Origin of the sequence: Pseudoxanthomonas sp. J35 (assembly GCF_000513995.1) — a bacterium.
GTDB lineage: Bacteria > Pseudomonadota > Gammaproteobacteria > Xanthomonadales > Xanthomonadaceae > Pseudoxanthomonas.
The window spans coordinates 21,616-44,430 of the sequence record NZ_KI911335.1 but is presented as its reverse complement, the minus strand read 5'-3'; the positions used below and the strand labels follow the sequence as shown (position 1 = coordinate 44,430).

The 22,815-nt window shown below is 71.9% G+C and carries 18 protein-coding genes; 4 read left to right on the top strand and 14 right to left on the bottom strand.

Annotated elements, in window-relative coordinates:
• Nucleotides 1-17: 17 nt before the first annotated feature.
• The 9 genes from PSEJ35_RS0113965 to PSEJ35_RS0113925 all read right to left on the bottom strand — a co-directional run bounded on the left by PSEJ35_RS0113965 (nt 18) and on the right by PSEJ35_RS0113925 (nt 9,730).
• Entirely contained in the window at nt 18-1,349 is a 1,332-nt protein-coding gene (locus tag PSEJ35_RS0113965; protein WP_028918310.1) for a sigma-54 dependent transcriptional regulator, read from the bottom strand.
• A 370-nt stretch (nt 1,350-1,719) separates the two neighbouring features.
• Complete coding sequence (locus PSEJ35_RS0113960; protein ID WP_028918309.1) at nt 1,720-2,850, bottom strand: GDSL-type esterase/lipase family protein; 1,131 nt, start codon at nt 2,848-2,850, stop codon at nt 1,720-1,722.
• Nucleotides 2,851-2,997: 147 nt separating this feature from the next.
• Nucleotides 2,998-3,756 carry a 2-dehydro-3-deoxy-D-gluconate 5-dehydrogenase KduD gene (gene kduD / locus PSEJ35_RS0113955; protein ID WP_028918308.1) on the bottom strand — a complete coding sequence of 253 codons (759 nt, stop codon included), beginning with the start codon at nt 3,754-3,756 and terminating at the stop codon, nt 2,998-3,000.
• 140 nt (nt 3,757-3,896) lie between these two features.
• On the bottom strand, nt 3,897-4,745 hold the full coding sequence (gene kduI / locus PSEJ35_RS0113950) for a 5-dehydro-4-deoxy-D-glucuronate isomerase (protein WP_028918307.1): 849 nt from the start codon (nt 4,743-4,745) through the stop codon (nt 3,897-3,899).
• Nucleotides 4,746-4,894: 149 nt separating this feature from the next.
• Entirely contained in the window at nt 4,895-5,950 is a 1,056-nt protein-coding gene (locus PSEJ35_RS0113945; protein ID WP_028918306.1) for a LacI family DNA-binding transcriptional regulator, read from the bottom strand.
• Between the two features lie 83 nt (nt 5,951-6,033).
• Nucleotides 6,034-7,314, bottom strand: coding sequence for a TRAP transporter large permease (locus PSEJ35_RS0113940; RefSeq protein WP_028918305.1), 1,281 nt, complete (start codon nt 7,312-7,314; stop codon nt 6,034-6,036).
• Nucleotide 7,315: 1 nt separating this feature from the next.
• Nucleotides 7,316-7,864, bottom strand: coding sequence for a TRAP transporter small permease (locus PSEJ35_RS0113935; protein ID WP_028918304.1), 549 nt, complete (start codon nt 7,862-7,864; stop codon nt 7,316-7,318).
• Nucleotides 7,865-7,874: 10 nt separating this feature from the next.
• The gene (locus tag PSEJ35_RS0113930) at nt 7,875-8,894 is read right to left on the bottom strand and encodes a TRAP transporter substrate-binding protein (RefSeq protein ID WP_028918303.1); all 1,020 of its coding nucleotides are present in this window, start codon (nt 8,892-8,894) and stop codon (nt 7,875-7,877) included.
• Complete coding sequence (locus PSEJ35_RS0113925) at nt 8,891-9,730, bottom strand: 2-keto-4-pentenoate hydratase (protein WP_198014193.1); 840 nt, start codon at nt 9,728-9,730, stop codon at nt 8,891-8,893. The genes PSEJ35_RS0113930 and PSEJ35_RS0113925 overlap by 4 nt, the downstream gene beginning before the upstream one ends.
• Nucleotides 9,731-9,878: 148 nt before the next feature.
• Here PSEJ35_RS0113925 and PSEJ35_RS16390 point away from each other — a divergent pair, with 148 nt between their 5' ends.
• Nucleotides 9,879-10,895: an alpha/beta hydrolase gene (locus tag PSEJ35_RS16390; RefSeq protein WP_037083425.1), complete on the top strand. Its 1,017-nt coding sequence runs from the start codon at nt 9,879-9,881 to the stop codon at nt 10,893-10,895.
• Nucleotides 10,896-11,005: 110 nt separating this feature from the next.
• Nucleotides 11,006-12,559 (top strand): carboxylesterase/lipase family protein, encoded by a 1,554-nt coding sequence (locus PSEJ35_RS0113915; RefSeq protein WP_232207680.1) that lies wholly within the window; start codon nt 11,006-11,008, stop codon nt 12,557-12,559.
• A gap of 36 nt (nt 12,560-12,595) precedes the next feature.
• Here PSEJ35_RS0113915 and PSEJ35_RS16385 read toward each other — a convergent pair whose 3' ends face one another.
• Nucleotides 12,596-13,813, bottom strand: a complete 1,218-nt coding sequence (locus PSEJ35_RS16385; protein WP_037083420.1) for a sialidase family protein — start codon at nt 13,811-13,813, stop codon at nt 12,596-12,598.
• A gap of 23 nt (nt 13,814-13,836) precedes the next feature.
• Nucleotides 13,837-15,438, bottom strand: coding sequence for a family 43 glycosylhydrolase (locus tag PSEJ35_RS0113905; protein ID WP_028918300.1), 1,602 nt, complete (start codon nt 15,436-15,438; stop codon nt 13,837-13,839).
• 267 nt (nt 15,439-15,705) lie between these two features.
• On the opposite strand from PSEJ35_RS0113905, the gene PSEJ35_RS0113900 reads away from it, so the two are divergent.
• Complete coding sequence (locus tag PSEJ35_RS0113900) at nt 15,706-16,560, top strand: rhamnogalacturonan acetylesterase (protein ID WP_019397408.1); 855 nt, start codon at nt 15,706-15,708, stop codon at nt 16,558-16,560.
• Nucleotides 16,561-16,614: 54 nt separating this feature from the next.
• Nucleotides 16,615-16,875 (top strand): hypothetical protein, encoded by a 261-nt coding sequence (locus PSEJ35_RS0113895; protein WP_026010249.1) that lies wholly within the window; start codon nt 16,615-16,617, stop codon nt 16,873-16,875.
• Between the two features lie 92 nt (nt 16,876-16,967).
• Here the strand turns inward: PSEJ35_RS0113895 and PSEJ35_RS0113890 are convergent, their stop codons facing one another.
• The 3 genes from PSEJ35_RS0113890 to PSEJ35_RS0113880 are packed head-to-tail and all read right to left on the bottom strand — an operon-like array spanning nt 16,968 to nt 22,764.
• On the bottom strand, nt 16,968-20,789 hold the full coding sequence (locus PSEJ35_RS0113890) for a LamG-like jellyroll fold domain-containing protein (protein ID WP_028918298.1): 3,822 nt from the start codon (nt 20,787-20,789) through the stop codon (nt 16,968-16,970).
• On the bottom strand, nt 20,786-21,892 hold the full coding sequence (gene pelA, locus PSEJ35_RS16380) for a pectate lyase (protein WP_084635566.1): 1,107 nt from the start codon (nt 21,890-21,892) through the stop codon (nt 20,786-20,788). Before pelA ends, PSEJ35_RS0113890 begins: the two co-directional genes overlap by 4 nt.
• Nucleotides 21,889-22,764, bottom strand: a complete 876-nt coding sequence (locus PSEJ35_RS0113880; protein WP_232207675.1) for a pectinesterase family protein — start codon at nt 22,762-22,764, stop codon at nt 21,889-21,891. Before PSEJ35_RS0113880 ends, pelA begins: the two co-directional genes overlap by 4 nt.
• Nucleotides 22,765-22,815 lie beyond the last annotated feature (51 nt).

Here is a 22,815-nt window from a genome sequence, read left to right as displayed (position 1 = left end):
CCCCGGGCGCGGCCGGCTCAGGTGCGCAGCGACTCCAGTTCCAGCTGGTGCTTGCGGCACAGCCGGTACACCGTGACCCGCGACACGCGCAGGCGCCGCGCGCATTCGCTGACGTTGAAGCCAGACTCGCGCAGGGTGGCGAGGATCGCCTCGCGTTCGGCCTGCACGCGGACGTCGTCCAGGCCGTCGCCGTGCGCGGCGGATCCGGCCGGTGCAGGCGCCGCCTCGTGCAGCTGCAGGGAGGCGGCGTCGATCAGCTCGCTCTCGCAGACCACCGCCGCGCGGCGCACGCGGTTGAGCAGTTCGCGCACGTTGCCCGGCCAGGCGTGGGCGCGCAGCTGGCGGCGCGCGGAGGCGTCGAAGCCGCGCGCGCGCACCCGGTGCTGCTCGCGGAACGCCGCCACAAAGTGCCTGGCCAGCAGCTCCACGTCGTCGCCGCGTTCGCGTAGCGGCGGCATGTGCAGGCGCAGGACGTCCAGGCGGTAGAACAGGTCCTCGCGGAACCGCCCCTGCGCCACCGCCTCCTCGAGGTCGACGTGGGTGGCGGCGACCACGCGCACGTCGATGCGGATGGTGTGGTGGCTGCCAATGCGTTCCAGGGTGCCTTCCTGCAGCACGCGCAGCAGGTTGGTCTGCGCGTCCAGCGGCAGGTCGCCGATCTCGTCGAGGAAGATGGTGCCGCCGTCGGCCGCCTCGAACAGGCCGATCCTGCGCGCCGTGGCGCCGGTGAACGCGCCCTTCTCGTGGCCGAACAGTTCCGCCTGCACCAGCGTCGCCGGCAGCGCGCCGCAGTTGACCGGGATGAACGGGCGGCCGCGCCGGGTGGACATCTCGTGCAGGGCGCGCGCCACCAGCTCCTTGCCGGTGCCGGTCTCGCCGGTGACCAGCACCGGCAGGTCCACCGGCGCGAACTTGTGCAGGGCCGCGCGCACCGCCAGCATCGGCGCGCTGTTGCCGACCAGGCAGTCGGTGCCGCCGCGGTCGTGGCCATGGGAGCCGCCGTCGACGATCTGCGCCAGCTGCTGGATCTGCTCCAGGTCCAGCGGTTCGCGCAGCTGCAGCAGGCCTTCGCCGCGGGAGCCTTCGCGCGGGCCGCCGAGCAGCACCAGCGGCAGGTCCGAATGCGGGCCGAGCAGGGCGCGCATCGCGTCGGCCCAGGCCGGTTCGGCTTCGCGCAGGTCCAGCAGCACGGCGACGCGGTCGCCGCCGCGCAGGCCGATGCGCGCGCCATGGGGATCGTCGATCACGCGGAGTTCCCAGCCGGCCGCGGCCAGGAGTTCGCGTTCGCGTGGCGTGGGTTGCCCCAGCCAGATCATGCAGCGTGGTCGGATTTCGGGAACTACCGCCATCGTTCCTTGCTCCCTGCGTCGCTCCGCATGCCGACCGGCGGAGGACCGCCGGCGGCGCGCGGGCGCGCCGTCAGGCCGTCATCGTCCGGTGACAGTGGGTGGGCGTGGTCGGGAAGGCCGCGCGGCGGAACCTCCGCCGCGGCGCGAGTGCGCGCCGGCCTTCAGCATCGACGGCGGGGCCTGGCTTCAGGGAGGCAGGGCCGGCATCGGCCTGGCGGTGCTTCTTGGATCGGGCAGTTCATATGGTCCCCCGGGATGTGCGAGGCTTCGCGCATGTCTCTTCTGTATCGGGAAGAAACGACGACCGGCGCGCGCAAGGGACAGCCCGCGTCTCACTGCCCATAATTCATTCAGTCATGTGACGACGGCGTCATGGCGTGCTCGCGGGGTACGCGAGCATCAGCACCAGTGGTTCCTCGCCCACCTGCTCGATCGCATGCGTGCTCCCGGGGCGGGTCAGCATCGCGTGGCCCGGACCGACTTCGTAGGCCTGGCCGTCGAGCACGTAGCGTCCGCGGCCTTCGAGTACGTAGTAGATCTCGTCCTTGTGGTGCTGGTGCAGGCCGATGCCCGCGCCCGGATGCAGCACGCGCTTGCGCATCACGAACGGCAGGCCTGGAGCGTCGGCGAACAGTGTGTAGCCGGTGGTGCGCCCGGCGCCGCCGTGCGGGCCCGGCTGCTCGCGGGCGAAGTCGCTCTCGTGCACCACCGAGGACGGATGCGCCTGCGCGGCCCTGTCGGCGCGCGCGGTCGGCGGCGCGCCGCAGTCGGTATCGCGGACCACGTGCCTGCCCAGCGAAGGGTCCAGCGCCTTCCAGTCGCGCACCACCAGGCAGGCGACCAGGGTGGCGCCGGCGACGCTCAGGTGGGTGTCGTCGCGCACGCCGCGTTCGGGCACGTGCTCGAAGTAGGCCTTCGAGGCCTCGTCGCCGAGGGCGCGGATCCAGGCGCTGCTGCTGGCGTTGAGGTCGATCAGTGCGACCTGCTCGCGCGCGGCGAGCGCGCGGATCGCGTCGGTGTAGCGCGCGTGGGTGTCCAGCAGCGAGCCGAAGTCCCATACCCGCCGCGACACCGGGCTGACCAGGATCGGCGTGGCGCCGCGGCTGCGCGCCAGTTCCACGTAGCGCATCAGCCACTGCGGATAGGCCTGCGCCGGGTCGGTGTAGCGCGTCGGGTCCTCGACCTTGGCGTCGTTGTGGCCGAACTGCACCAGCAGCACGTCGCCCTTGCGCAGTTCCTTCGCGATCGCGTCGAGCCGGCCTTCCTCGATGAAGCTGCGCGAGCTGCGCCCGCCGATGGCGTGGTTGCGTACTTCCAGCGCGGCCGGATCGAGGAACGACTGCAGCTGCTGGCCCCAGCCGTTGCGTGGCGCCCGTTCCGGACCGTATTCGGCGACGGTGGAGTCGCCGGCGAGGAAGACGCGCCGCGGAGCCTCGGCCTGTGCGGAGCCGGCGATGCCGGCGAGGGTCAGCAGCAGCGACAGCAGCCTGGTGGTCGTCATGGGCATGCTCCAAAAAAAGCCCCGTCGTCGGCAGGCCGGGACGGGGCAAAGGTTGCCGGTATCTTTCCGGGTCGCGGGCGTGGAGAGAGGGCGCTCGTTGGCGTAGCGCCGCCTGCCCGCGGCGCCGGGAACATCCCGACGTGGGGGTCAGCGCGCCAGCCAGCCGCCGTCGACCGGGATGATCGCGCCGTTGACGTAGTCGGAGGCGCGACTGGCCAGGAACACCGCGGCGCCGCCCAGGTCGGCCGGCGTGCCCCAGCGCCCGGCCGGGATGCGGCCGAGGATCTCGGCGCTGCGCTGCTCGTCGGCGCGCAGCTGGGCGGTGTTGTCGGTGGCCATGTAGCCGGGGGCGATGGCGTTGATGTTGATGCCCTTGCTCGCCCATTCGTTGGCCAGCAGGCGGGTGATGCCGGCGATGCCGCTCTTGGAGGCGGTGTACGACGGCACACGGATGCCGCCCTGGAACGACAGCATCGAGGCGATGTTGATGATCTTGCCGCTGCCCTGGGCGATGAAGTGGCGGCCGGCGGCCTGCGACATGAAGAAGGCGGACTTGAGGTTGACGTTCATGACGTCGTCCCAGTCCTTCTCGCTGAAGTCGACCGCGTCGGCGCGCCGGATCAGGCCGGCGTTGTTGACCAGGATGTCCAGTCCGCCGAGGCCGGCGACGGTTTCCTTGACCAGGCGCTGGACCGGCTCGATCGAGATCAGGTTGGCTTCCAGGTTGAGGAAGCGGCGGCCCAGGGCGCGCACCTTCTCGCCGGTCTCGGTGGCTTCGACGATGCCGGCGGCGGCGATGTCGGCGCCGGCTTCGGCCAGCGCCAGGGCGATGCCCTGGCCTAGGCCGGTGTTGGCGCCGGTGACCAGGGCGACCTTGCCTTCCAGACTGAACGGGTTGTTTGCCATGAGCGGTCCTCGTTGTACGTGGGGCGGGGGTGGCCCGCCGGGCGCATTGCGGGGAAGGCCGGGTTCGGCCGGCGTTCCGGAGGGGAGGAGCGGGGCAAGCCCCGCTTACAGGGAGGCGCGCCGCGGGGCGGCGCGTCAGGTCATTTCAGCTGGCAGATGTCCAGCACGTTCATGTCGGTGTAGTCCAGGTTCTCGCCGCCCATCGCCCAGATGAAGGCGTAGTTGGACGTGCCCGAACCCATGTGGATCGACCACGGCGGCGAAACCACGGCCTCGTCGTTCTGCATGACGATGTGGCGCTGCTGGTCCGGCTGGCCCATGAAGTGGTAGACGCGGTCGTTCTCGCCCAGGTCGAAGTAGAAGTAGACCTCGCTGCGGCGGTCGTGCAGGTGCGGCGGCATGGTGTTCCACACGCTGCCCGGCTTGAGCACGGTCAGGCCCAGCAGCAGCTGCGAGGACTTGCAGGTGGCCGGCACGATGAACTGGTAGATCGTGCGCTCGTTGCTGGTCTCCAGCGCGCCGCGGTCCAGGGCGACGGCGTCCTTGATCGACAGCTGCTTGGTCTCGAAGCGGGCGTGCGCCGGGGTCGAGGTCAGGTAGAACCTGGCCGGGTTGGCGGCGTCGGCCGAGGCGAAGCTGACCTCCTCGCTGCCCATCGCCACGTACAGGCCGTCCTTCGGACCGAGCACGTACTCGGTGCCGTCGACGGTCACCGTGCCGGTGCCGGCACCGACGTTGATCACGCCCAGCTCGCGACGCTCCAGGAACGGCTTGCCGGCGGCCGAGGCCGGCTCGGTCTGCTTCGGCAGCGACACGACCTTGTCGACCGGGGCGGCGCCGCCGATCACGAAGCGCTCGTAGTGGGTGTAGTTCAGGCGCACCTCGTCGGCGGCGAACAGGTCGCCGATCAGGTACAGGTCGCGCAGCTCGTCGTTGCTGGCGCCCTGCATCACGCCGGGGTGGGTCGCGTAATAGGTCTTCTGGTACATCGGCTCGGGGCTCCTCGGTACGCAAGGCCGGGGCTTGGGATTCCCGGCCAGGGTGGTGCATTGAAGCGGCATTCTAGCGGACGATGGTAACCGGTGTCATACCGCAATGCGGCAAACGGCGGTGCGGCTGGAGGCCGCCTCCGCGGGGCTCAGGCAGGGGGCTGGCAGGAGTCGCGGACGATCAGGTGCGGGCGCACGCTGGCCACCGGCAGCGGCGCGTTGTCGGTGCGGATCAGCATGCTCGCCGCGATCCGGCCGGTGTCGCGGGTCTGGCGGCGGACCGAGGTCAGCGACGGCCACAGGCGCGAGGCCAGCGGGCTGTCGTCGTAGCCGATCACCGACAGGTCGCGGGGGATGCTGATCCCGGCGCGCATGGCCACCTTGTAGACGCCGGCGGCCATCTCGTCGTTGCCGCAGAAGATCGCGGTCGGCCGCTGCTTGCCGGCCAGCAGCTTCTCCGCCGCGGCCACGCCGGACTCGAAGGTGTAGCTGGCCTCGATGATGCGTTCCTTTGGCACCTCGATTCCGCGCCGGGCCAGGGTCTCGACGAAGCCGCCGGTGCGCTCCACCGCCGAACGGTAGGCCTGCGGACCGGTGATCAGGGCGATGTCGCGGTGGCCCAGGGTCAGCAGGTAGTCGGCCGCCTCGGCCGCGCCGTCGCGGTCGTGGGTCACGATCATGCGGCCGTCGGTGTCCTCGAAGCCGACCGGCACGATGCGCGTGTAGCGGCAGCCCATCTCGGCCAGCATGTCGGCCAGGTTCTGGTCTTCCGAGGCGCGCGGCACCAGCATCACCCCGTGCAGTTTCTGCTGCTGGACGAAGCGGCGCACGCCGTCGATGTAGCCGGGGCTGCGCGTGTCGCAGGGATGCACCACCAGCTCGAAGCCCGATTCGCGCAGCGCGTCCAGCGCGCCGTACTGCATGTCGACGATGTACTGCGCGGTGGGGTTGTCGTAGACCATGCCGATCAGGAACGAACGGCGGAAGGCCAGGCCGCGCGCCAGCGGGTCGGGCACGTAGCCGACCTCGCGCATCAGCGCCTCGACCTTCTCCCGGGTGTCCTTCCGCACCAGCGGCGAGTTGTTGATGATCCGCGAGATCGTCTTCTTGGAAACGCCCGCCAGCCGCGCGATGTCGTTGATGGTCGCCGCCTTGCCGGTGGCGGCCCGGGGGGTCTGCGGGGCTTGGGAAGGACGCGCGGGCATGGAAGCTTTCGGTGGAGGGTTGGGTCGATTCTAGCCCCAGCGCCGGCCGGCGGACTGCCCCGCCCGGCCGGGCCGGGACGCGGTCAGGCCAGGATCCCGGGCAGCCACAGCGACAGCTGCGGGAAGAACGCCACCACCAGCAGCACGGCCAGGCCGGCCAGCCAGAACGGCCAGATCGTGCGCATGCTCTCGCCGACGCTGATCTTGCCGATGGCCGTGCCGATGAACAGCACCGAGCCCACCGGAGGGGTGACCAGGCCCAGGCCGCCGGTCAGGACCAGCACCAGGCCGAAGTGGACCGGGTCGATGCCGTAGGCCCTGGCCACCGGCAGGAAGATCGGGGTGCAGATCAGGATCATCGGCGCCAGGTCCATGAAGGTGCCCAGCAGCAGCAGCATGACCACGATCATCAGCAGCACCATGTACTTGCTGTGCGCGAACGACTGCAGGAACTCCACCGCCGCCGCCGGCACCTGCAGGTAGGCCAGCAGCCAGCCGAACACCGCCGCGGTGGCGATCACGAACAGGATCACGCCGGTGCTGCGCGCCGCGTGCACCACCGTGTCGAGGAACTCGCGCAGGCGCAGCTGCCGGTACAGCACCACCGTCACCAGCAGCGCGTAGACCACGGCGATGGCCGCCGACTCGACCGCGGTGAAGATGCCGGCGCGGATGCCGACGAAGATCAGCGCGACCAGACCCAGGCCCGGCAGCGCGGAGACCAGGCGCACCATCACCGCGCGCATGCCCGGGAACGGCTCGGTGCCGTAGCCGCGGCGGCGTGCCACCACGTAGCCGGTGAACATCAGAGCCACGGTCATCAGCAGCGCCGGGACGATGCCCGCGGCGAACAGCCGCGCGATCGACAGGCCGCCGCCGGCCGCGGCCGAGAACAGGATCAGGTTGTGCGAGGGCGGCACCAGCAGCGCCACCAGCGCGGCGGTGATGCTGACGTTGACGGCGAAGTCGCGGTCGTAGCCGCGCTTGACCATCTGCGGGATCATCGTGCCGCCGACCGCCGAGACGTCGGCGATCGCCGAGCCGGACACGCCGCCGAAGAACAGCGAGGACAGCACCGAGACCTGGCCCAGGCCGCCGCGCAGGCGGCCGACCAGCGACGAGGCCAGCGCGATCAGGCGCTCGGAAATGCCGCCGCGCATCATGATCTCGCCGGCGAAGATGAACAGCGGGATCGCGATCAGCGAGGCCGAGCCGGAGCCGGCCGAAATCTGCTGGACCAGCACCACCGACGGCAGGTCCAGGTACAGCAGGGTCACCAGCGAGGCGGCGGCCAGGGCGAACGCCACCGGCACGCCGATGACGAGCAGGATGGCGAATACGAGGAAGAGCAGGGCGATGGCCATGTCAGAGGTCTCCGTCCTGCGGCGCCGGCTGCGCGGCCGGGGTGGCCTCCGCTGCCGGAGCGAACGCGAGGAACAGCCGGTTGAGCGCGAACACCACCATCAGCGCGCCGCCCAGCGACAGCGGCAGGTAGTTGATGCTCTGCGGCAGGTTGGCGCCGGCGGCGCGGATGTCCAGGCCGTCCAGCAGCAGCACGCCGGCCCAGTACGCCACCACCGCACCGATGCCGGCGATCACCAGCGGCACGACCACGTCGATGGCGCGGCGCACGGCCGGGCGCACGTGGTCGTGCAGCAGGAAGAAGCCGAAGTGGCGGTTGGTGTGCACGCCGGCGGCGGCGCCCATGCCCATGGCGATGGCCAGCAGCAGCAGGGTCACCGGTTCGGTCCAGCTGGGCGAATCGTTGAGCACGTAGCGGGTGAACACCTGCCAGCCCTGCACCACCACCAGCCCGACCAGGGCGGTGGCGGCGATGGCGATGACGATGCCGGCGAGCCGGTCCAGCGCGCGCTGCACGGGGCTGGCCGGGACGGGGGAAGCGGTCTCGGTCATTGGATCCGGATCAGGCCAGGTCGCGGATGCGACGGTAGAGGTCGTCGATGCCCGGCTTGCGCTGGTATTCGTCCAGCAGCGGCCGGGCGGCGGCGCGGAAGGCTTCGAGGTCGGACTCGTTGGCCTGGATGCCATGGGCGAGCACGGCCTTGCGCGCGGCACCCTCGGAGGCGTCCCACTTCTCGCGCATCACCGGCACCGACTCGCGGGCCACGCGCACCAGCAGGTTGCGGTCGGACGGGGCCAGCGCCTCGAAGCTGGCGCGCGACATCAGCAGCACGTCCGGCGCGTAGGAATGGCGCGTCTCCGACCAGTACCGCGCCGCCTCGAAGTGGCGGCTGGAGTGGAAGCTGCGCATGTTGTTCTCGGCGCCGTCGATCATGCGCGTTTCCATCGCCGAGAAGGTCTCGCCCAGCGACATCGGCGTCGGGTTGGCGCCGAGCAGGCGCACCAGGCGGATGAAGATGTCCGAGGCCGCCACGCGCATCTTCATGCCGTGCAGGTCCTTCGGCTCCACGATCGGATGCTTCGTGTTGTAGAAGCAGCGGGCGCCGGAGTCGTAGATCGCCAGGCCGACCAGGTCGCGGCTCTCGAAGCCGCGCAGCACCGCTTCGCCCACCTCGCCGTCGATGACCCGGCGCATGTGCTCGACCGAATCGAACACGTACGGCAGGCACAGCGCCTGGGTCAGCGGGAAGGCGTTGTTGAGCGCGCCTGCGAACACGCGGGTGATGTCGATCACCCCGTAGCGGGCCATGTCGATGGCCTCGGACTCGCGGCCGAGCTGGCCGGAGTGGTAGAGGCGGATCGACAGCCGGCCGCCGGTCTCGCGTTCCAGCGTCTGCCCGATCCAGCGCACCGCTTCCACGGTCGGGTAGTCGGAGACGTGGACGTCGGTGGCGGTCAGCAGGTGGCGCGCGGCGGGATTGGCCCCACCGGCGGCGAAGGCGCTTCCGCCCATCGCCAGCGGCAGCGCGCAGGCCGCGCCGGCGCCACCCAGCAGCAGGCGTCGACGGGTCAGCCCGCTCATGCGTCGGCATTCCCCGCCGGGACGGCGTGGCAGTCCAGGGTGGCGTAGCCGTCGAACACCACGCGCGCGACCTGGCCGGCGACGATGTCGTGGATGCCGGTGGCGTTGCCGGTGGCGATGTACTCGCCGGCCTTCAGCGGGCGGCCGCGGCGCGCCGAACGCGCCAGGGCGAAGGCGAACGCGGCGCGCAGGCCGCCGGGCAGGCGGCCTGCGCCGCCGGTGCCGACGCTGGCGCCGTCGATGAAGGTTTCGGCCAGCAGCGTGGCTTCGTCCAGCGCGGCCCAGTCCGGGATCTGCGGACCGAGGACCAGGCCGTTGTTGTTGCCGAAGTCGGACACCACCACGCGCGGACCCAGCTCGTTGATCGTGGCCAGCGGGCTGCTGGCCACCTCGACGCCGGCGAACAGGGTACTGGGCACCGCCGCGGCCTCCTCCGGGGTCCACTCGAGCTTGTCGGCCGGCGCGTCGGCATCCAGGCGCAGCACGTACTCGGCCTCGACCGCGCCGAAGCCGCCCACGAACACCGGGATCGCGGTACTGTCACCGGTGGCATTCCAGAGCTGGCGGGCGAAGATCGGGCCCAGCAGGCGCTCGTCGCCGGACACGTCGCGGCGCTCGGGAGCGATGAAGCCGACCTTCCAGCCGACCACCCGGTCCGGCCACCGGGCGATGGCCAGGTCCTGGACCTGGTAGGCGGTCACCAGGTCGGCCGGGATCTGGCCGGGAAAGGCTTCCAGTGCGGCGCCCGCGCGCCGGGCGGCGACGAAGCGGTCGGCGATGCCCGCCAGTTCGGGCAGCGGCGGCGTGGCGTCCTGGTGGCCAGTAGCAGTACTCAAGGTGTCTCCCCGGGAGCGGGCCCGTAACGTGTTGCGCCGCGGATCGACAGCGGGCGCGGAAGCTGTATATGGTAAACCGGTGTCATGTAGCAATGTGCACCGCGCCAAGGCCTTACTGCACGCTGCAACGCAACAACCGGAGGGTTCCATGCCTGTGCCAATCCGCCGCCTGCGCCGCCGCCTCGGTGCCGCCCTGGTCGCGCTGTCGCTGCTGCCGGCCGCTGCCGGCGCCGGCGCGGCGCCCCCGGCTCCCGACCGCCAGGTACCACTGTGGCCGGGCACCCCGCCCGGATCCGAAGGCCTGGACCTGCCGCAGCGGATCGTCGAACGCAGCAGCGACCCTGCCCTGCCCGACCGCTACGTCGACGGCGTCGCCCGCCCCTGGCTGGACGTGTACCGCCCGGCCCGGCCGGACGGCCGCGCCCTGCTGGTGGTGCCGGGCGGCGGCTACCAGCGCGTGGTCCTGGACAAGGAAGGCACGGCCCTGCTGCCGGCGTTCGTCGAACAGGCCGGGCTGACCCTGTTCGTCCTGCACTACCGGCTGCCGGGCGAAGGCCACGCCAACGCACGCGACGTGCCGCTGGCCGACGCGCAGCGGGCGATGCGCCTGATCCGCAGCCGCGCCGGCGAATGGGGCATCGATCCGGACAGCGTCGGGGTGATGGGCTTTTCCGCCGGTGGCCACCTGGCCGCCAGCCTGGCCACGCGCCATGGCGAACGCGTCTACGCGCCGGTCGATGGCGCCGATGCCGTCGATGCGCGCCCGGCCTACGCCGTGCTGGTCTACCCGGTCATCGACATGGGCGCGCATGCCCATCCGGGCTCGCGGCAGAAGCTGCTGGGCGAGGCGCCCGATGCGGAAGCCGTGCGCGCGTACTCGGCGCAGAACCGGGTCGACGCGCGCACGCCACCGGTGTTCCTGCTGCACGCCCAGGACGACGACGTGGTACCGGTGGAGAACAGCCTGCTGTTCGAAGCGGCGCTGCGCGAGGCCGGCATCGAACACGAAGTCCATCTCTACGCCAGTGGCGGCCACGGCTTCGGCGTGCGCGGCGCGCACGGCACCCTGGCGCTGTGGCCGAAGCTGGCGGTGGAGTGGATCCGCGCGCACGCGCCGCTGCCTGCGGTGCCGGCTGCGACAGACAACGAACCTGCACGGGAGTAAGCATGGCCGGCGATCGCAAGCACCCTTCCCTGTCCACCACGGCGTCCGCGCCCGCCGATCCGGCGCGGCGCCGCCTGCTGCAGGCCGCCGGCCTCGGCGCGGGCCTGGCCATGGCCGGCGTGCTGCCGGCGGCGTTCGCCGCGCAGCCGGCGTCGAGCGTTGCCGCGACGCGCGCCGGACGCGTGCGCGGGCTACGCGAACAGGGCGTGCATGTGTTCAGGGGCATCCGCTACGGCGAGGACACCGCGCCGGTGCGGTTCCGGGCGCCGCTCGCCGCCAGGTCATGGCCCGGCGTGGTCGAGGCCACCGGCTACGGCGCGCCGGCGCCGCAGCGCGGCAAGGAAGGTCCGGGCAGCGAGGACTGCCTGTTCCTCAACGTATGGACGCCGGGCCTGGATGCGCGCGCGCGCCGGCCGGTGCTGGTCTACATCCATGGCGGCGGCTACGACACCGGCTCCGGCAGCGATCCGCTGTACGACGGCAGCCGCCTGTGCGAGCGCGGTGACGTGGTCGTGGTGACCGTCAACCACCGCCTCAACGCCTTCGGCTACCTCTACCTGGGCCTGCTTGGCGGGGCCGAATACGCGGCCTCCGGCAACGCCGGCCAGCTGGACCTGGTGCTGGCGCTGCAGTGGGTCCGCGACAACATCGCCGCGTTCGGCGGCGACCCGGGCAACGTCACCGTGTTCGGCCAGTCCGGCGGCGGCGCCAAGATCGCCACGCTGATGGCGATGCCGGCCGCGCGCGGCCTGTTCCACAAGGCTTGGACCATGAGCGGCCAGCAGGTCACCGCCGCCGGCCCGCGCGCGGCGACGCAGCGGGCGCAGCTGTTCCTGCGCACCGTGGGCATCGATCCGGAGGCGGGCGACGCGCTGGCGAAGTTGCGCGCATTGCCGCTGGAGCAGGTGCTCGAGGGCACGGCCGCGCGCGACTTCTCGCGCATCGAGGACACCCGCCTGTACTTCGGCCCGGTGATGGACGGCGAGGTACTGCCGCGGCATCCGTTCTGGCCGGACGCGCCGGCGCAGTCGGCGGCGATCCCGATGGTGATCGGCAACACCCGCGACGAGACCCGCGCCTTCCTCGGCGGCGACCCGAAGAACTTCGAGCTGGTCTGGGACGAACTGCCGGCGCGGCTGGAGAAGCAGCAATACGTGGACATCCGCGCCGACCTGGTGGTGGCGCACTACCGCGCGCTGTATCCGCACTACACGCCGTCGGAGGTGTTCTTCGCCGCGACCACCGCCGGGCGTTCCTGGCGCGGCGCGGTCGAGGAGCTGGAGGCGCGTGCGCGCCAGCCGCAGGGCGCGGCGCCGACCTGGGCGTACCAGCTGGACTGGGGGTCGCCGCTGGATGGCGGGACGTTCCGCGCCTTCCACACCCTCGACATCCCGCTGGTGTTCGACAACATCCGCCAGCCCGGCTCGCGCACCGGCGACGGCGCCGACGCGCAGGCGGTGGCCGACGCGATGAGCGGGGCGCTGCTGGCGCTGGCCCGGCACGGCGACCCCAACCACGCCGGCATCCCGCGCTGGGAGCCGTACTCGCTGCCGCGGCGGCAGACGCTGCTGTTCGACGTGCCGCCCGCGCTGGCCGACGATCCGCGCGGCGCCGAGCGCGCGTTCTGGCAGCAGGCGCCGTTCGTGCAGCGCGGGACGATGTGAGCCGGTGGCTGCGGGCCCCTCCCGTGGCGTCCGCGCTCAGTGCGACGCGTCCGGGCAGCCGCCCCGCGCGTCGTCCGCCAGCAGCGATGCCACCGGCACCCAGCTGACCGCCACGTCCTCCTTGTTCGCCGCGTAGGCCACGAGGAGGCGGTTGTCCCACAGCACGCTCTTGGGATAGTGGTAGCCGGGTCGTTTATAGCGGCCCCCGGCGCGCAGCGCCGGCAGCTCGCCGCGGCCGCGCAGCAGGAAGGCGCGGTCGAAGCAGCGGCCATCGGCCGACAGGGTCACCGCCAGCGGGATGCGCTCGCGGTTGCCGCTGGGCGCGTTGACCAGGAAGGCGCTGCCATCGGGCAGGTTGCCGGCGCTCTGCTTGGCGCGCGAGTCCGGCATCGCGGTCCAGCTCGCGCCGCGGTCGCAGCTTTCGCTGGCCAGCTGGCGATAGCTGTCGCCCTGGTCGCGGAACACCATCACCGCGCACGCGTGCCCGCCCGGGCCGCTGCGCAGGAACAGGCTCGGTTCCAGTTCGCGGCTGGCGTGTCCCTCGTGCGGCAGGTTGCGCATCGCCCCGCGCCGCCAGCCGGACACGCCCAGCGGATCGTCAGTGTAGAACGGCGCGGCGACGATGCCGGGCTGCAGGTGGAACGCGGTGAGGATGCGGCCGTCGTCCAGGCGGTGCGGGTCCTGCTCGACCACCCCGGGCACGGGTGCGCCATCGGCACCGGTGACCGGCAGCGGCTCCGACCAGGTCACCCCGTCGCGGCTGAGCCTGTAGGTGGTGAAGCCGCCTTCGTGCGACTGGAAGCCGGTCGGCCAGACGTTGATGTAGGCGACCAGGGTCCCGCCATCGGTCCACCAGCCGCCGGCCGAGTGCATGGCGCCACCGGTGCCGGCTTCCATCAGCACCGCCGGCGCGCTCCAGTGTTGCCCGTCGTCGCTGTAGCTGTAGAGCACGCGCGTGTCCGGCGAATCCTCGTCGCGCGCCGAGTTCTGCCACTGCACATAGAGGCGGCCCCTGAACACCACAGGCACGGCGCCGTTGTTGAACATGCCCTGCTCCGGCGTGGCCCGGAACACGGTGGCGCTGCGCGTGCCTGCCGCCGGGCGCAGCCCCAGGTCGGGCGCGCCGGGATCGAACAGGCCCGGAGCGATGGTGTACGGAGGCGTCGTCGCTTCGCCTTCGTCCTGCGCCGCGTGGCCGCCGGCCGCGATGGCCAGCAGCAACAGCGTCGTCGCCGTCCGTGCGGGAAAACCCATCGTCGCCAGGTGTCCTGCCGTGCTCAGTAGTCGAGCGCGCGGTAGCGGAAGTCGCGGAAATGCACCTTGCCGTCGCCGGCCGCGTAGATGGCCGGCTTCAGCGCGAGGAACTGGCCGGCCACGTTGTGGTGGTAGCCGGACACTTCCATCTGCACCGGGTACTTCTCCCAGCGCCTGCCGTCGCTGCTGGTATGGATGGTGAGGACGTGCCGGTCGTTGGTCACCCGCAACCACAGTCGTCCGCCCTTGCCCGGCGGCAGCCCGCCGGCCGGGCGCTCCTGGCCGTAGCGGTGCATGACGAAACGCTCGCCGTTGCTGCCGACGCCCGCGTACAGGCGGTCGTTGTAGAACAGCAGGGCGCCGCCGATGGCGCCCGGCTCGATCTCCATCTCCACTTCGAACTGGTAGGCCTTGTCGCCGGCGATCACGGTCAGCGGCGAGCTGTCGGCCGGGGTGCGGCCCTTGCCCTGCACGCTCATCGCGCCGTTGCCGAAGGACAGGCGCGCGTACTCGTCCCGGGCCGGGTTGAAGAACGACCACTGGTGGCCCAGCGCCTTCCCGTCGAAGCTGTCCGACAGCGCCATCCCGTGCGTGCCGACCTTCGTGCCGCTGGGCTTGCGCAGGGGCTGGCCGAGGTCGCCGCCCCTGGCCACGAACCAGCCGTCGTCGGTCCACTCGATCGGCTCCAGCAGCGCCTGGCGGCCGAGGGTCCAGTAGCCGTTCTCGTAACCGTGGTAGATCATCCACCAGCGCCCGTCGGTGCCTTCGACCACGGTGGCGTGGCCGCGCGACCACCACGGCTCCTCGCGGCTTTGCGTGCGGACGATCGGGTTGTGCGGCGAGTTCTCCCACGGCCCGTGGATCGACCTCGAACGCGCGGTGATCACCATGTGCCCGGTCGGCGGGCCGGCGGTGCCGCCGACGGCGGTGGTCATGTAGTACCAGTCTCCGCGCTTGTGGATCTTCGGGCCTTCCTGGGCATAGGCCTCCACGTCCCATTCTTCGGGGTACCGCCAGCCGTCGTAGACGTGCTTCGGTTCGCCGACCACGCGCAGGCCGTCGTCGGACAGCTGCACGTAGTCGCCGCCGCTTAGGAACAGGTAGCGCCTGCCGTCCTCGCCGACCGCGTGGCCGGGATCGATGTACTGGCCCAGGCCCAGCTCCACCGGTTCGCTCCACGGGCCGCGGATGTCGTCGGCCCACACCACCCAGTTGCTGCGCGTGCTGCCCTCGGTGCCGCCGGTGCGCGCCGGGAAGTAGATGAAGTAGCGGCCGTCGTGCTTGACGATGTCCGGCGCCCAGATCGAGCCGACGTTCCTGGTGATCGCGTGGCCCAGCGGCACCCAGTTGACCAGGTCGCGCGAATGCCAGATCGGCAGGCCGGGATAGGCGTCGAACGAGGACAGGGTCAGGTAATAGTCGTCGCCGTCCTTCAGCACCGACGGGTCGGGCCGGTCGCCGGCGAACACCGGGTTGAGGAAGGTGCCGTCGCCCAGGTCGGCCTGGCGCTGGTTCTCGATGCCGCGCTTCCACGGGCTGGCGGGCGGCTCGGCGGCGGCGGCCGCCAGCGGCAGCAGCAGCGTGGACAGGGCGAGGGCGAGGGCGCGGAAGCGGCGCAGGGCCATGGCAGTCCTTCGGTTTCGGTTCGCGGGGATGGGGTGCCATGCGCGATGACACCGATGGTCAAGGCAAGCTAGCAGACCGCCGCCGTTGCGGCCATCTTGCGCCGCAGCAAGGCCAGGCGCCCGCTCACCGCTACAGTGCGAAGTGGTGCAATCGCCTGTCCTGCCTGCATGACACCGATGGCCAGCCATTCACCTCCTTCGCCTTCGCGCACCCAACGACGACCCGCCATGAACCCCGGACCCCCGCGCCTGCTCCCGCCCGCTGCTATGCTCGCCCTGCTCCTGGCCGCCGGGAGCGTGCACTCCGCGGTCGACCCGTCGATCAGCGCCCGCCCGCCGGTGACGCCGGTGCGCGCCAGCAAGATCGTGCTGGTCGGCGATTCGACCACCGCGGTGCAGGGCGGCTGGGGCCCGGCGTTCTGCGCCGACCACGTCACCTCGTTCCTGGCCTGCGTGAACCTGGCCCGTGGCGGCCGCAGCACCTACAACTACCGCGCCGAAGGTTCCTGGGACATCGCCCTGCACGAGATGCGCCCGGGCCCGTACCAGGCCGTGTACGTGCTGATCCAGTTCGGCCACAACGACCAGCCGGGCAAGCCGGGGCGCTCCACCGACCTGGAGCGCGAGTTCCCCGACAACCTGCGCCGCTACGTGGAGGAAGTGCGTGCGGCCGGCGCGGTGCCGGTGCTGCTGACGCCGCTGACCCGGCGCCAGTTCAAGGATGGCGAGCTGCTCGACGACCTCGCACCGTGGGCGGAATCCATCCGCCGCGTCGCCCGGGAACTGGACGTGCCGCTGGTGGACCTGCACGCGCGCAGCACCGCGGCGGTGCGGGGCATGGGTCCGGTGCAGGCGATGCGCTTCGCCCAGGCACGGCCGTTGCCGGAGCAGGTCGCCGCCGCGCAGGCCGGCACCACGATCGGTGCGCCCCCGGCCGCCGCCGGTCCGGCACCGGTCATCCCGGCCGCGCAGGACAACGCCGCCGTCGAACCGATGGGCACGCCGAAGCTGGCGTTCGACTACACGCACCTGGGCGACGAAGGCGCGGCCTTCTTCGCCGCGATCGTCGCCGACGAACTGGCGCGGCAGGTGCCGGCGCTGCGCCGCCAGCTGATCCCGTGAGGCGCGCCGGCCGCCGCGCTAGACTCGGTGGCGCCTCGGGGAGGGCAGCACTGCATGAAGATCGCACCGACACCGTTGACCGCCGCGCTCGCCGGAATGTTCACCGGCGTGGTCATGCCCTGGCTGTGGCCGCGGCTGGGCGACGACACGCTGTACTGGATCGCCGCCTTCCTGCTGGTGATCGCGCTGCCGGCGCATGCCTTCGTGGTCGGCTTCGCACGCCCGCCGGGGGACAGCGGCCTGGCCCGGCGCGTGGTGGCATGGCTGGCGGCGGCGATCGCCATGGTCGCGTTGCGCCAGGCGCTGCCGCTGTAAACCGCCGGAGACCGGTCCGCGGCATCGCATGACCGGAAAAGGAAAGGGCCGGACGAGGTCCGGCCCTTTCGCGTGCACCAAGGTCGCGCCGCTCAGCGCACGGCGCGGCGGTTGTTGAGCCGGGTCACTTCCTCGGCGTCGCCTTCAAGGCCGACCCGGACGTACAGGCCCTCGGCCTTGCGCCCGCCCAGCGGCAGCGAGACGGTGGTGGTGCGTGGCCGCAGGTCCAGCGGCGCCTCCATTGCCGGCACCGCCACCCGCGCCAGTTCGCGGCCGCGGGCGTCCTCCAGCACCGCGTAACCGGCGCCGGTGGGGGCGTGGCCGAGGCTGTGCACGGTCGCTTCCACCGCGTCGCCGGACACTCGCACGTCGCCGCGGCCGATGCCCAGGTCCGCGCGCGTCGCCACCGGCGTGCCCGGCTGGACCAGCTCGAACTCCATCACCACGGTGCGCCCGGCGGGGAACACGACGTCGACGGAACCGCTCTTCTCGAACGCGAACTCGCGGGTGCTGGCCTTGCCGTCGATGCGGTCGTCGCCGTCGCGGTCGATGCCGGAGGTCATGCGCCAGGTGCCGGCTTCGACGTTCCAGCCGGTCATGCTCGCGTGCTGCGGCTTCGAACCGAGGTTGTAGGCGATCACCTTGAAGCGGTCGCGGCGCGGGTCGGGTACCAGGATCGCCACCTGCTCGGCGCCGTCGGCTTCGGCGAAGCGCCAGCTCACCGTGTGGCCCGGATAGGACTGGTTGCGCTTGAGGGCGATGCCGCCCAGGCGCGCGCGCTGCAGGAATTCGCTGGGCGCTTCCACCCGGTCCGACCACCAGTGGCCCTCGGTGTTCATGTACTCGCGCTGGGCCTTGGCGCGGATGCCCTCGGCGTGCAGCGCCTCCAGGTAGGACTTGTCGCCTGTGAGTTGCCAGGCCACCAGGCTGGGGAAGCCGGTGGCACCCTTGTCCGCGGCCTGGACCAGGGACTTGCCCCAGTCGTCCTGGCGGCCCAGCACGCCGAGGAAGTTCTCGCCCAGGTTGCCCAGGCTGGCCGGACCGCTGCGCATGGCGCGGTAGTCCAGCGCGCGAAGGTAGCGCGCATCGCCGGTCCAGCGCCAGGCGGCCCAGAACAGATGCATGGTGTCGCCGCCGCCGGAACCCATGACCAGTTCGCCGCCGCGGGTCTGGCCGGTGGCCCAGTGGATCTCGTTGGGCAGCGCCCATTGCCCGTCCTCGGCGGTGTAGGCATGGGCCAGGTAGCCGTCGGCCAGGCCCACCACCAGCTTGCGGCCGGTGGGGTCGGCGTTCCAGTCGCCGAGCAGGAAGGCCGGGTGCAGGGCAGGGAACGAGTACGGTTTCTGCCACTGCCAGTTCGGCTCGCGGTAAACCTTGCGCCCGCCGAACCAGTTGCTGGAGAACAGCAGGTGGCCCTGTGGGTTGGGCAGCACGATGCGCTGGTCGAAGGCGCGCACGGTCTCCATCAGCCGCTCGAGGGTCAATGGATCGCCCCAGTTGAGGTAGAGCATGGCGCTGTTGATGTTGATGCCCTCCTCGTAGGCGTGCAGCTCGTCGGTCTCGATGGTGCTCAGGCCGTCGGTGAACATGCCGTTGCGGTAGGCAGCCTCGGCCAGCGCGGTCAGGGAAGCGTTGATCTTGTCGGGCAGCACGCCCATCAGCGCCAGGCCGGGCCATTGCTGCACCAGGTCCGAATCGTCGGAGATGCCGCCGCCGAAGTCGCCGTATTCGACCTGGCGGTGGTCGATCCACCACTCGACGAAGCGGCGCACGTACTTCAGGTCCTCGACCTGGCGGAAGGCCCACAGCGGCGCGCCCTTGGGCGGCTGCGGCTGCTCGAACGGCGGCCGGCCCTGGCTGTTGTAGCTGATGTAGTTCCAGTACAGGCGCCCCAGCGCGTGGTCCGGGTCCACCCGCAGCAGGTCGCTGATGTCGGCGTAGACGCGCGCGTACAGGCGTTGGCGCTTGGAGGTGGTGTGCTCCTCGACCAGGAAGCCCCAGTTGTCGCGCACCTGGTTGAAGCGGTCGGCCACGTGCTCGCGCAGCGCCTCGGCGCGGTCCTTGAACACCAGCCGGATCTCGGTCCCGTCCAGCGCGGCGGCGGAAAAGCCCGGCGCCGCCGCGGCCACGCTGATCCACAGGCTGTCGGGGGTGAGGATGCGGTCGCGCAAGTCCAGCCACAGGGTGCGCGCCTGTCCGGGCCGCACCGAGACCGACACGTCGATCATGTCGCGCGCCGGCCAGATCGGGTCCTTGACCCGGATGTTGAGCGGAATCAGGTCGCCGTGGGTGGGCGGCAGGTCCAGCGCCGGCAGGTCGATGGCCATGCCGTCCAGGCCGTCGTACATGTTCTCCCAGCTGTAGGCCCAGCTGCGGATCAGCGGCTGGGCCGGCGGCGCGTCGCCCACGCCGGACGGGACCAGGATGTGGACGATGGGGTCCGGCGACGCAGGCAGCGTGTCGGGCGCGCGCCGGCGCGCGCCGGCGCCCTTGGGCAGGGCCATCACCGTGCTGCGCTCCGATGCCGGGTAGCGCCCGTCGATGTACCGGCGCAGGGCCTGCACGTTGCCGTAGTCCGGCAGGACCCGGCTGTCCACCACGTAGGTCTGCTTGACCGTGCCTTCCGGCTCGGGCGCGTCGCTGACGTGGTAGGCCCAGATCTCCTGGATCGGGGTTTCCTGTACCTCGTTGACGAAGCGCAGGTGGCCGCCGCGGCGCTCGCCGAACGCATGCACGCTGCGCACCGCCCCGCGCGGGCGCTCGAACAGCGGCTGCAGCCGCTCGGGATCGGCGCCGTGGAGGGCCTGGCCGAAGGCAGCGCCGCGGATCTCGACGCGGTTGAACGGCGCGTCCGGCATGGCCAGGTCCAGAGCCATCCCGCCCTCGACGTAGGTGTTCCAGTCCGGCAGCTGGAAGTAGTCGTCGCGTCCGGGCAGGCGCGAGCGGTTGTACACGCCCGGCCAGGTGGTCTCGGGGATGCCGTCGGTCCCCTTCCACATCCACTGCTTCTTGTCCTTGACGTCGGCGAACTCGAGCTTGCGGATCGAGGTCGTGGCCGCCTCCAGCGCCGGGGGCGCCAAGTCTCCGTCCCAGCCGTGGCGGTGCAGCCAGGCCCGGCGCCGCGCCTGCGCATCCACGGCCTCGGCGCTGGACGGGCGGGCCCCGGCAGGATCGGCGCGCCGCGCCAGCGTGGCCATGCCGGCTGCGTCCAGCATGCGGTCGTAGACCCGGATCTCGTCGAAGTCGCTGCCGCGCAGGAAGTTGTAGCGGCTCTGCACCTGGTACGGCGCCATCACCCGCCCGGCCAGGCCCAACTGGTCCAGCGCCGCGTCGTAGTCGAAGGGCACCGGCCCGGCCTCCACCCGTGCGGCCTCCCGGCCGTCCACGTACAGGCGCACGCCGGCGGTCTCGTCCCAGGCGAAGGCCAGGTGGACCCAGTCCTGCGGGCCGGGCGTGCGCTCCATGCGGAACGAGACCCGGGTGCGCGCCAGGTTGGCATCGGTGACGAAGGCGTCGAAGCCGTGGCCGTTCCAGTCGATCCGCAGCCAGGCCATGTCCCAGCTGCTGTGGTCACCGTAGCCGACGCGGAAGATCACGAACGGCGCCTCGCCCACCGCGTAGCGCGGGCGCCAGAAGAACGCCAGCGTGCCGCGCTGCGCCTGGATGTTGCCCGGCGCGTTCCAGGCCAGCACCCCGTCGTCGGCCCATTCGATCGCCCCGCCCTGCACCCCCGTGGGCACGATCTTCACCTTGTCCTGGAAGTTGGGCACCGGATCGCCGACGGCGTGGTCGGCGACGAAGCCGGCGTCGGCCGATACCCGGAACAGCAATTGCGGGGGCTCGGCGCGTGCGGCGGTGGGTGATGCGGCGCCGGCGGCCAGGAGGAGGGCGAGCAGGGCGTGGCGGGTCTTCATAGGTCTTCCACTTGCGATGGATCGGAGGCGTCGGCGGTCGCACGACGGTAGGCGGTCACGGCGGCGGCGTGGGCCCGGCGCCAGCGCGGCAGCTCCACCGCCAGCAGCTTCTCCGGCCAGGTGCCGTACCAGGCGTAACCGACGCGGCGCTCGTTGGGCATGCGGCCGAACTCGGCCACGCGCTCGCCTTCGCGGTTCACGAACAGCGGCTGCTGCCGTTCCAGGTCGTAGAAGCGCGCCCACAGCGAGGCCCCGGGCTGCGGCACCACCCGCACGTCGCGGCCGGTTTCCTCGTGTGGCGCTTCGATCCGGCGCAGGGCCAGGTCCCGCAGGCGGTGCGCCTCCAGCCAGGTAGCGGCCAACTCGACCGCGGCGACGATGCGCGCATCCGGAGCGGGCTGGCGCATCAGCAGTCGCACCACGCCCACCGACTCGGCCACCGCCAGCGAGGGCAATTCGTAGGCGCGCGCCTTGGCCGGCCGCAGGGTGGTCTCGTCGTACTGCGCCGCCCAGATCGTCGGCCTTCCGCCGATGCGGACCTGGGTGGCGAGGATGCATTCGATGCCGCGGGCCAGGGCCTGCCGCGCGCGCGCGCCGAACTCCGGGGTCAGCGCGGCCAGCGCACCTCGTGCCTCGGCGATGTCCTGCAGCAGGTGCAGGGCGCGCACCATCGCGTCGTCGTTGAAGGTGATCTGGTGCCGGTAGAAGGAACGGTCCGGGTAGTACTGGGGCCAGCCGCCATTGGGGTACTGCGCGCGCAGCAGCCATTCCACCCCGCGCCGGGCCGCGTTCAGGTAGGCGGGATTGCCGGTGCGTTCCCAGGCCTGGGCCAGGTGGGCGATCTCGCGGGTGGTGGCCTTGTTGTCCAGGGTCGCGTCGTCGACCCGGTCCGGCGCACCCAGGGCCTGGCGCTCGGCCTCGTCGAAGGGCCGCTCGTAGTCCACCGGACGGCCGTGCCAGTGCTTGGGCCAGCCGCCCGATGCGGTCTGCAGCAACAGCATGTTCTCGGCCACGGGATCCTGCGGCGGCGGCGCTGCGGCGACCAGCGCCGGCAGCGCGAACAGCAGGGCCAGGAGCGGGCGCAGCAGGGCCGGTGCGGTCATTCGTACGGTCTCCAATCGCCGAGGATGGCTTGGCGCGAGTAGGCCGCGGCCTGCCGCGGACCGAGCCGGTGCGCCCAGGGCGCGCGCGCGCCGGCATCGGCGCCGGGACCGGTATTGCCGGCCTCGGCGAAATGCGCGGTGGCGCGCCGCTCCGGCCGGTCCCAGTCGTGCCAGCCGGCCGGCAGCACGTGCGCGCCTAGGACGCTGTCCAGGAAGGCCACCCGGGCATGATCGCGCCATGGCCGGCCCAGGTACACCGCACGCACGCCGGGCGCGGCGGTCAGCCGGCAGTCGCGGAACACCAGGCCGAAGCGCCGGCCATGGGGCGTGGCGGCGGCGGTGACATAGCCGTCGCCGAGGGAGTGGATGCGGCAGCGCTCGAACAGCGCGGTGCCCGCGCCGAAGATAAAGTCCACCGTACCCTCCACCGCGCAGTCTCCGAACCAGGCCAGGCTGTCGCGTCCCTGCAGGTAGAGCGTGTCCTGGTGGCCGCGCAGGTGCACGTGGCGGAACGCGGCGCGGGTGCCGCTCAACCGCAGCGCCACGGCCTGCCCGACCGGGCCGGCGTCGTTGGCGATAGTCAGGTCGCGGGCGCGGAAGTCGTCCGCGTCCACCGCCACCGTGGCCGAGCCGAAGGTGCCGAACGGCCGGCCGCTGGCCGGGTCGAGCAGCGCGGCGTGGTTGCCGAACACGATGACGGTGCGTTCCGGCCCGTCGCCGGCCAGCTCCATCGGCGGCGCTCCGGCCGGGATCCGGACCGTTTCGCGGTAGGTCCCGGCATGGATGCGGACCGTGGCTGGTGCCCCGGCCGCGACCGCGGCATTGACCGCGGCCTGCACCGACGTGAACTGCGCGCTGCCGTCGGCGGCCACGTCGAATGCGACCGCCGGCGCGGCATTGACCGCGGCCGCCGCCGAGGTGGC

What these genes read in the sequence shown, in the direction of transcription:
- PSEJ35_RS16385 (WP_037083420.1), bottom strand. Translation starts at nt 13,813, where the DNA reads ATGGGTTTTCCCGCACGGACGGCGACGACGCTGTTGCTGCTGGCCATC.
- PSEJ35_RS16390 (WP_037083425.1), top strand. Translation starts at nt 9,879, where the DNA reads ATGCCTGTGCCAATCCGCCGCCTGCGCCGCCGCCTCGGTGCCGCCCTG.
- PSEJ35_RS0113930 (WP_028918303.1), bottom strand. Translation starts at nt 8,894, where the DNA reads ATGAGCGGGCTGACCCGTCGACGCCTGCTGCTGGGTGGCGCCGGCGCG.
- PSEJ35_RS0113945 (WP_028918306.1), bottom strand. Translation starts at nt 5,950, where the DNA reads ATGCCCGCGCGTCCTTCCCAAGCCCCGCAGACCCCCCGGGCCGCCACC.
- PSEJ35_RS0113890 (WP_028918298.1), bottom strand. Translation starts at nt 20,789, where the DNA reads ATGAAGACCCGCCACGCCCTGCTCGCCCTCCTCCTGGCCGCCGGCGCC.
- kduI (WP_028918307.1), bottom strand. Translation starts at nt 4,745, where the DNA reads ATGTACCAGAAGACCTATTACGCGACCCACCCCGGCGTGATGCAGGGC.
- PSEJ35_RS0113915 (WP_232207680.1), top strand. Translation starts at nt 11,006, where the DNA reads ATGGCCGGCGTGCTGCCGGCGGCGTTCGCCGCGCAGCCGGCGTCGAGC.
- PSEJ35_RS0113905 (WP_028918300.1), bottom strand. Translation starts at nt 15,438, where the DNA reads ATGGCCCTGCGCCGCTTCCGCGCCCTCGCCCTCGCCCTGTCCACGCTG.
- PSEJ35_RS0113965 (WP_028918310.1), bottom strand. Translation starts at nt 1,349, where the DNA reads ATGGCGGTAGTTCCCGAAATCCGACCACGCTGCATGATCTGGCTGGGG.
- PSEJ35_RS0113935 (WP_028918304.1), bottom strand. Translation starts at nt 7,864, where the DNA reads ATGACCGAGACCGCTTCCCCCGTCCCGGCCAGCCCCGTGCAGCGCGCG.
- PSEJ35_RS0113895 (WP_026010249.1), top strand. Translation starts at nt 16,615, where the DNA reads ATGAAGATCGCACCGACACCGTTGACCGCCGCGCTCGCCGGAATGTTC.
- PSEJ35_RS0113900 (WP_019397408.1), top strand. Translation starts at nt 15,706, where the DNA reads ATGCTCGCCCTGCTCCTGGCCGCCGGGAGCGTGCACTCCGCGGTCGAC.
- kduD (WP_028918308.1), bottom strand. Translation starts at nt 3,756, where the DNA reads ATGGCAAACAACCCGTTCAGTCTGGAAGGCAAGGTCGCCCTGGTCACC.
- PSEJ35_RS0113960 (WP_028918309.1), bottom strand. Translation starts at nt 2,850, where the DNA reads ATGACGACCACCAGGCTGCTGTCGCTGCTGCTGACCCTCGCCGGCATC.
- PSEJ35_RS0113940 (WP_028918305.1), bottom strand. Translation starts at nt 7,314, where the DNA reads ATGGCCATCGCCCTGCTCTTCCTCGTATTCGCCATCCTGCTCGTCATC.
- pelA (WP_084635566.1), bottom strand. Translation starts at nt 21,892, where the DNA reads ATGACCGCACCGGCCCTGCTGCGCCCGCTCCTGGCCCTGCTGTTCGCG.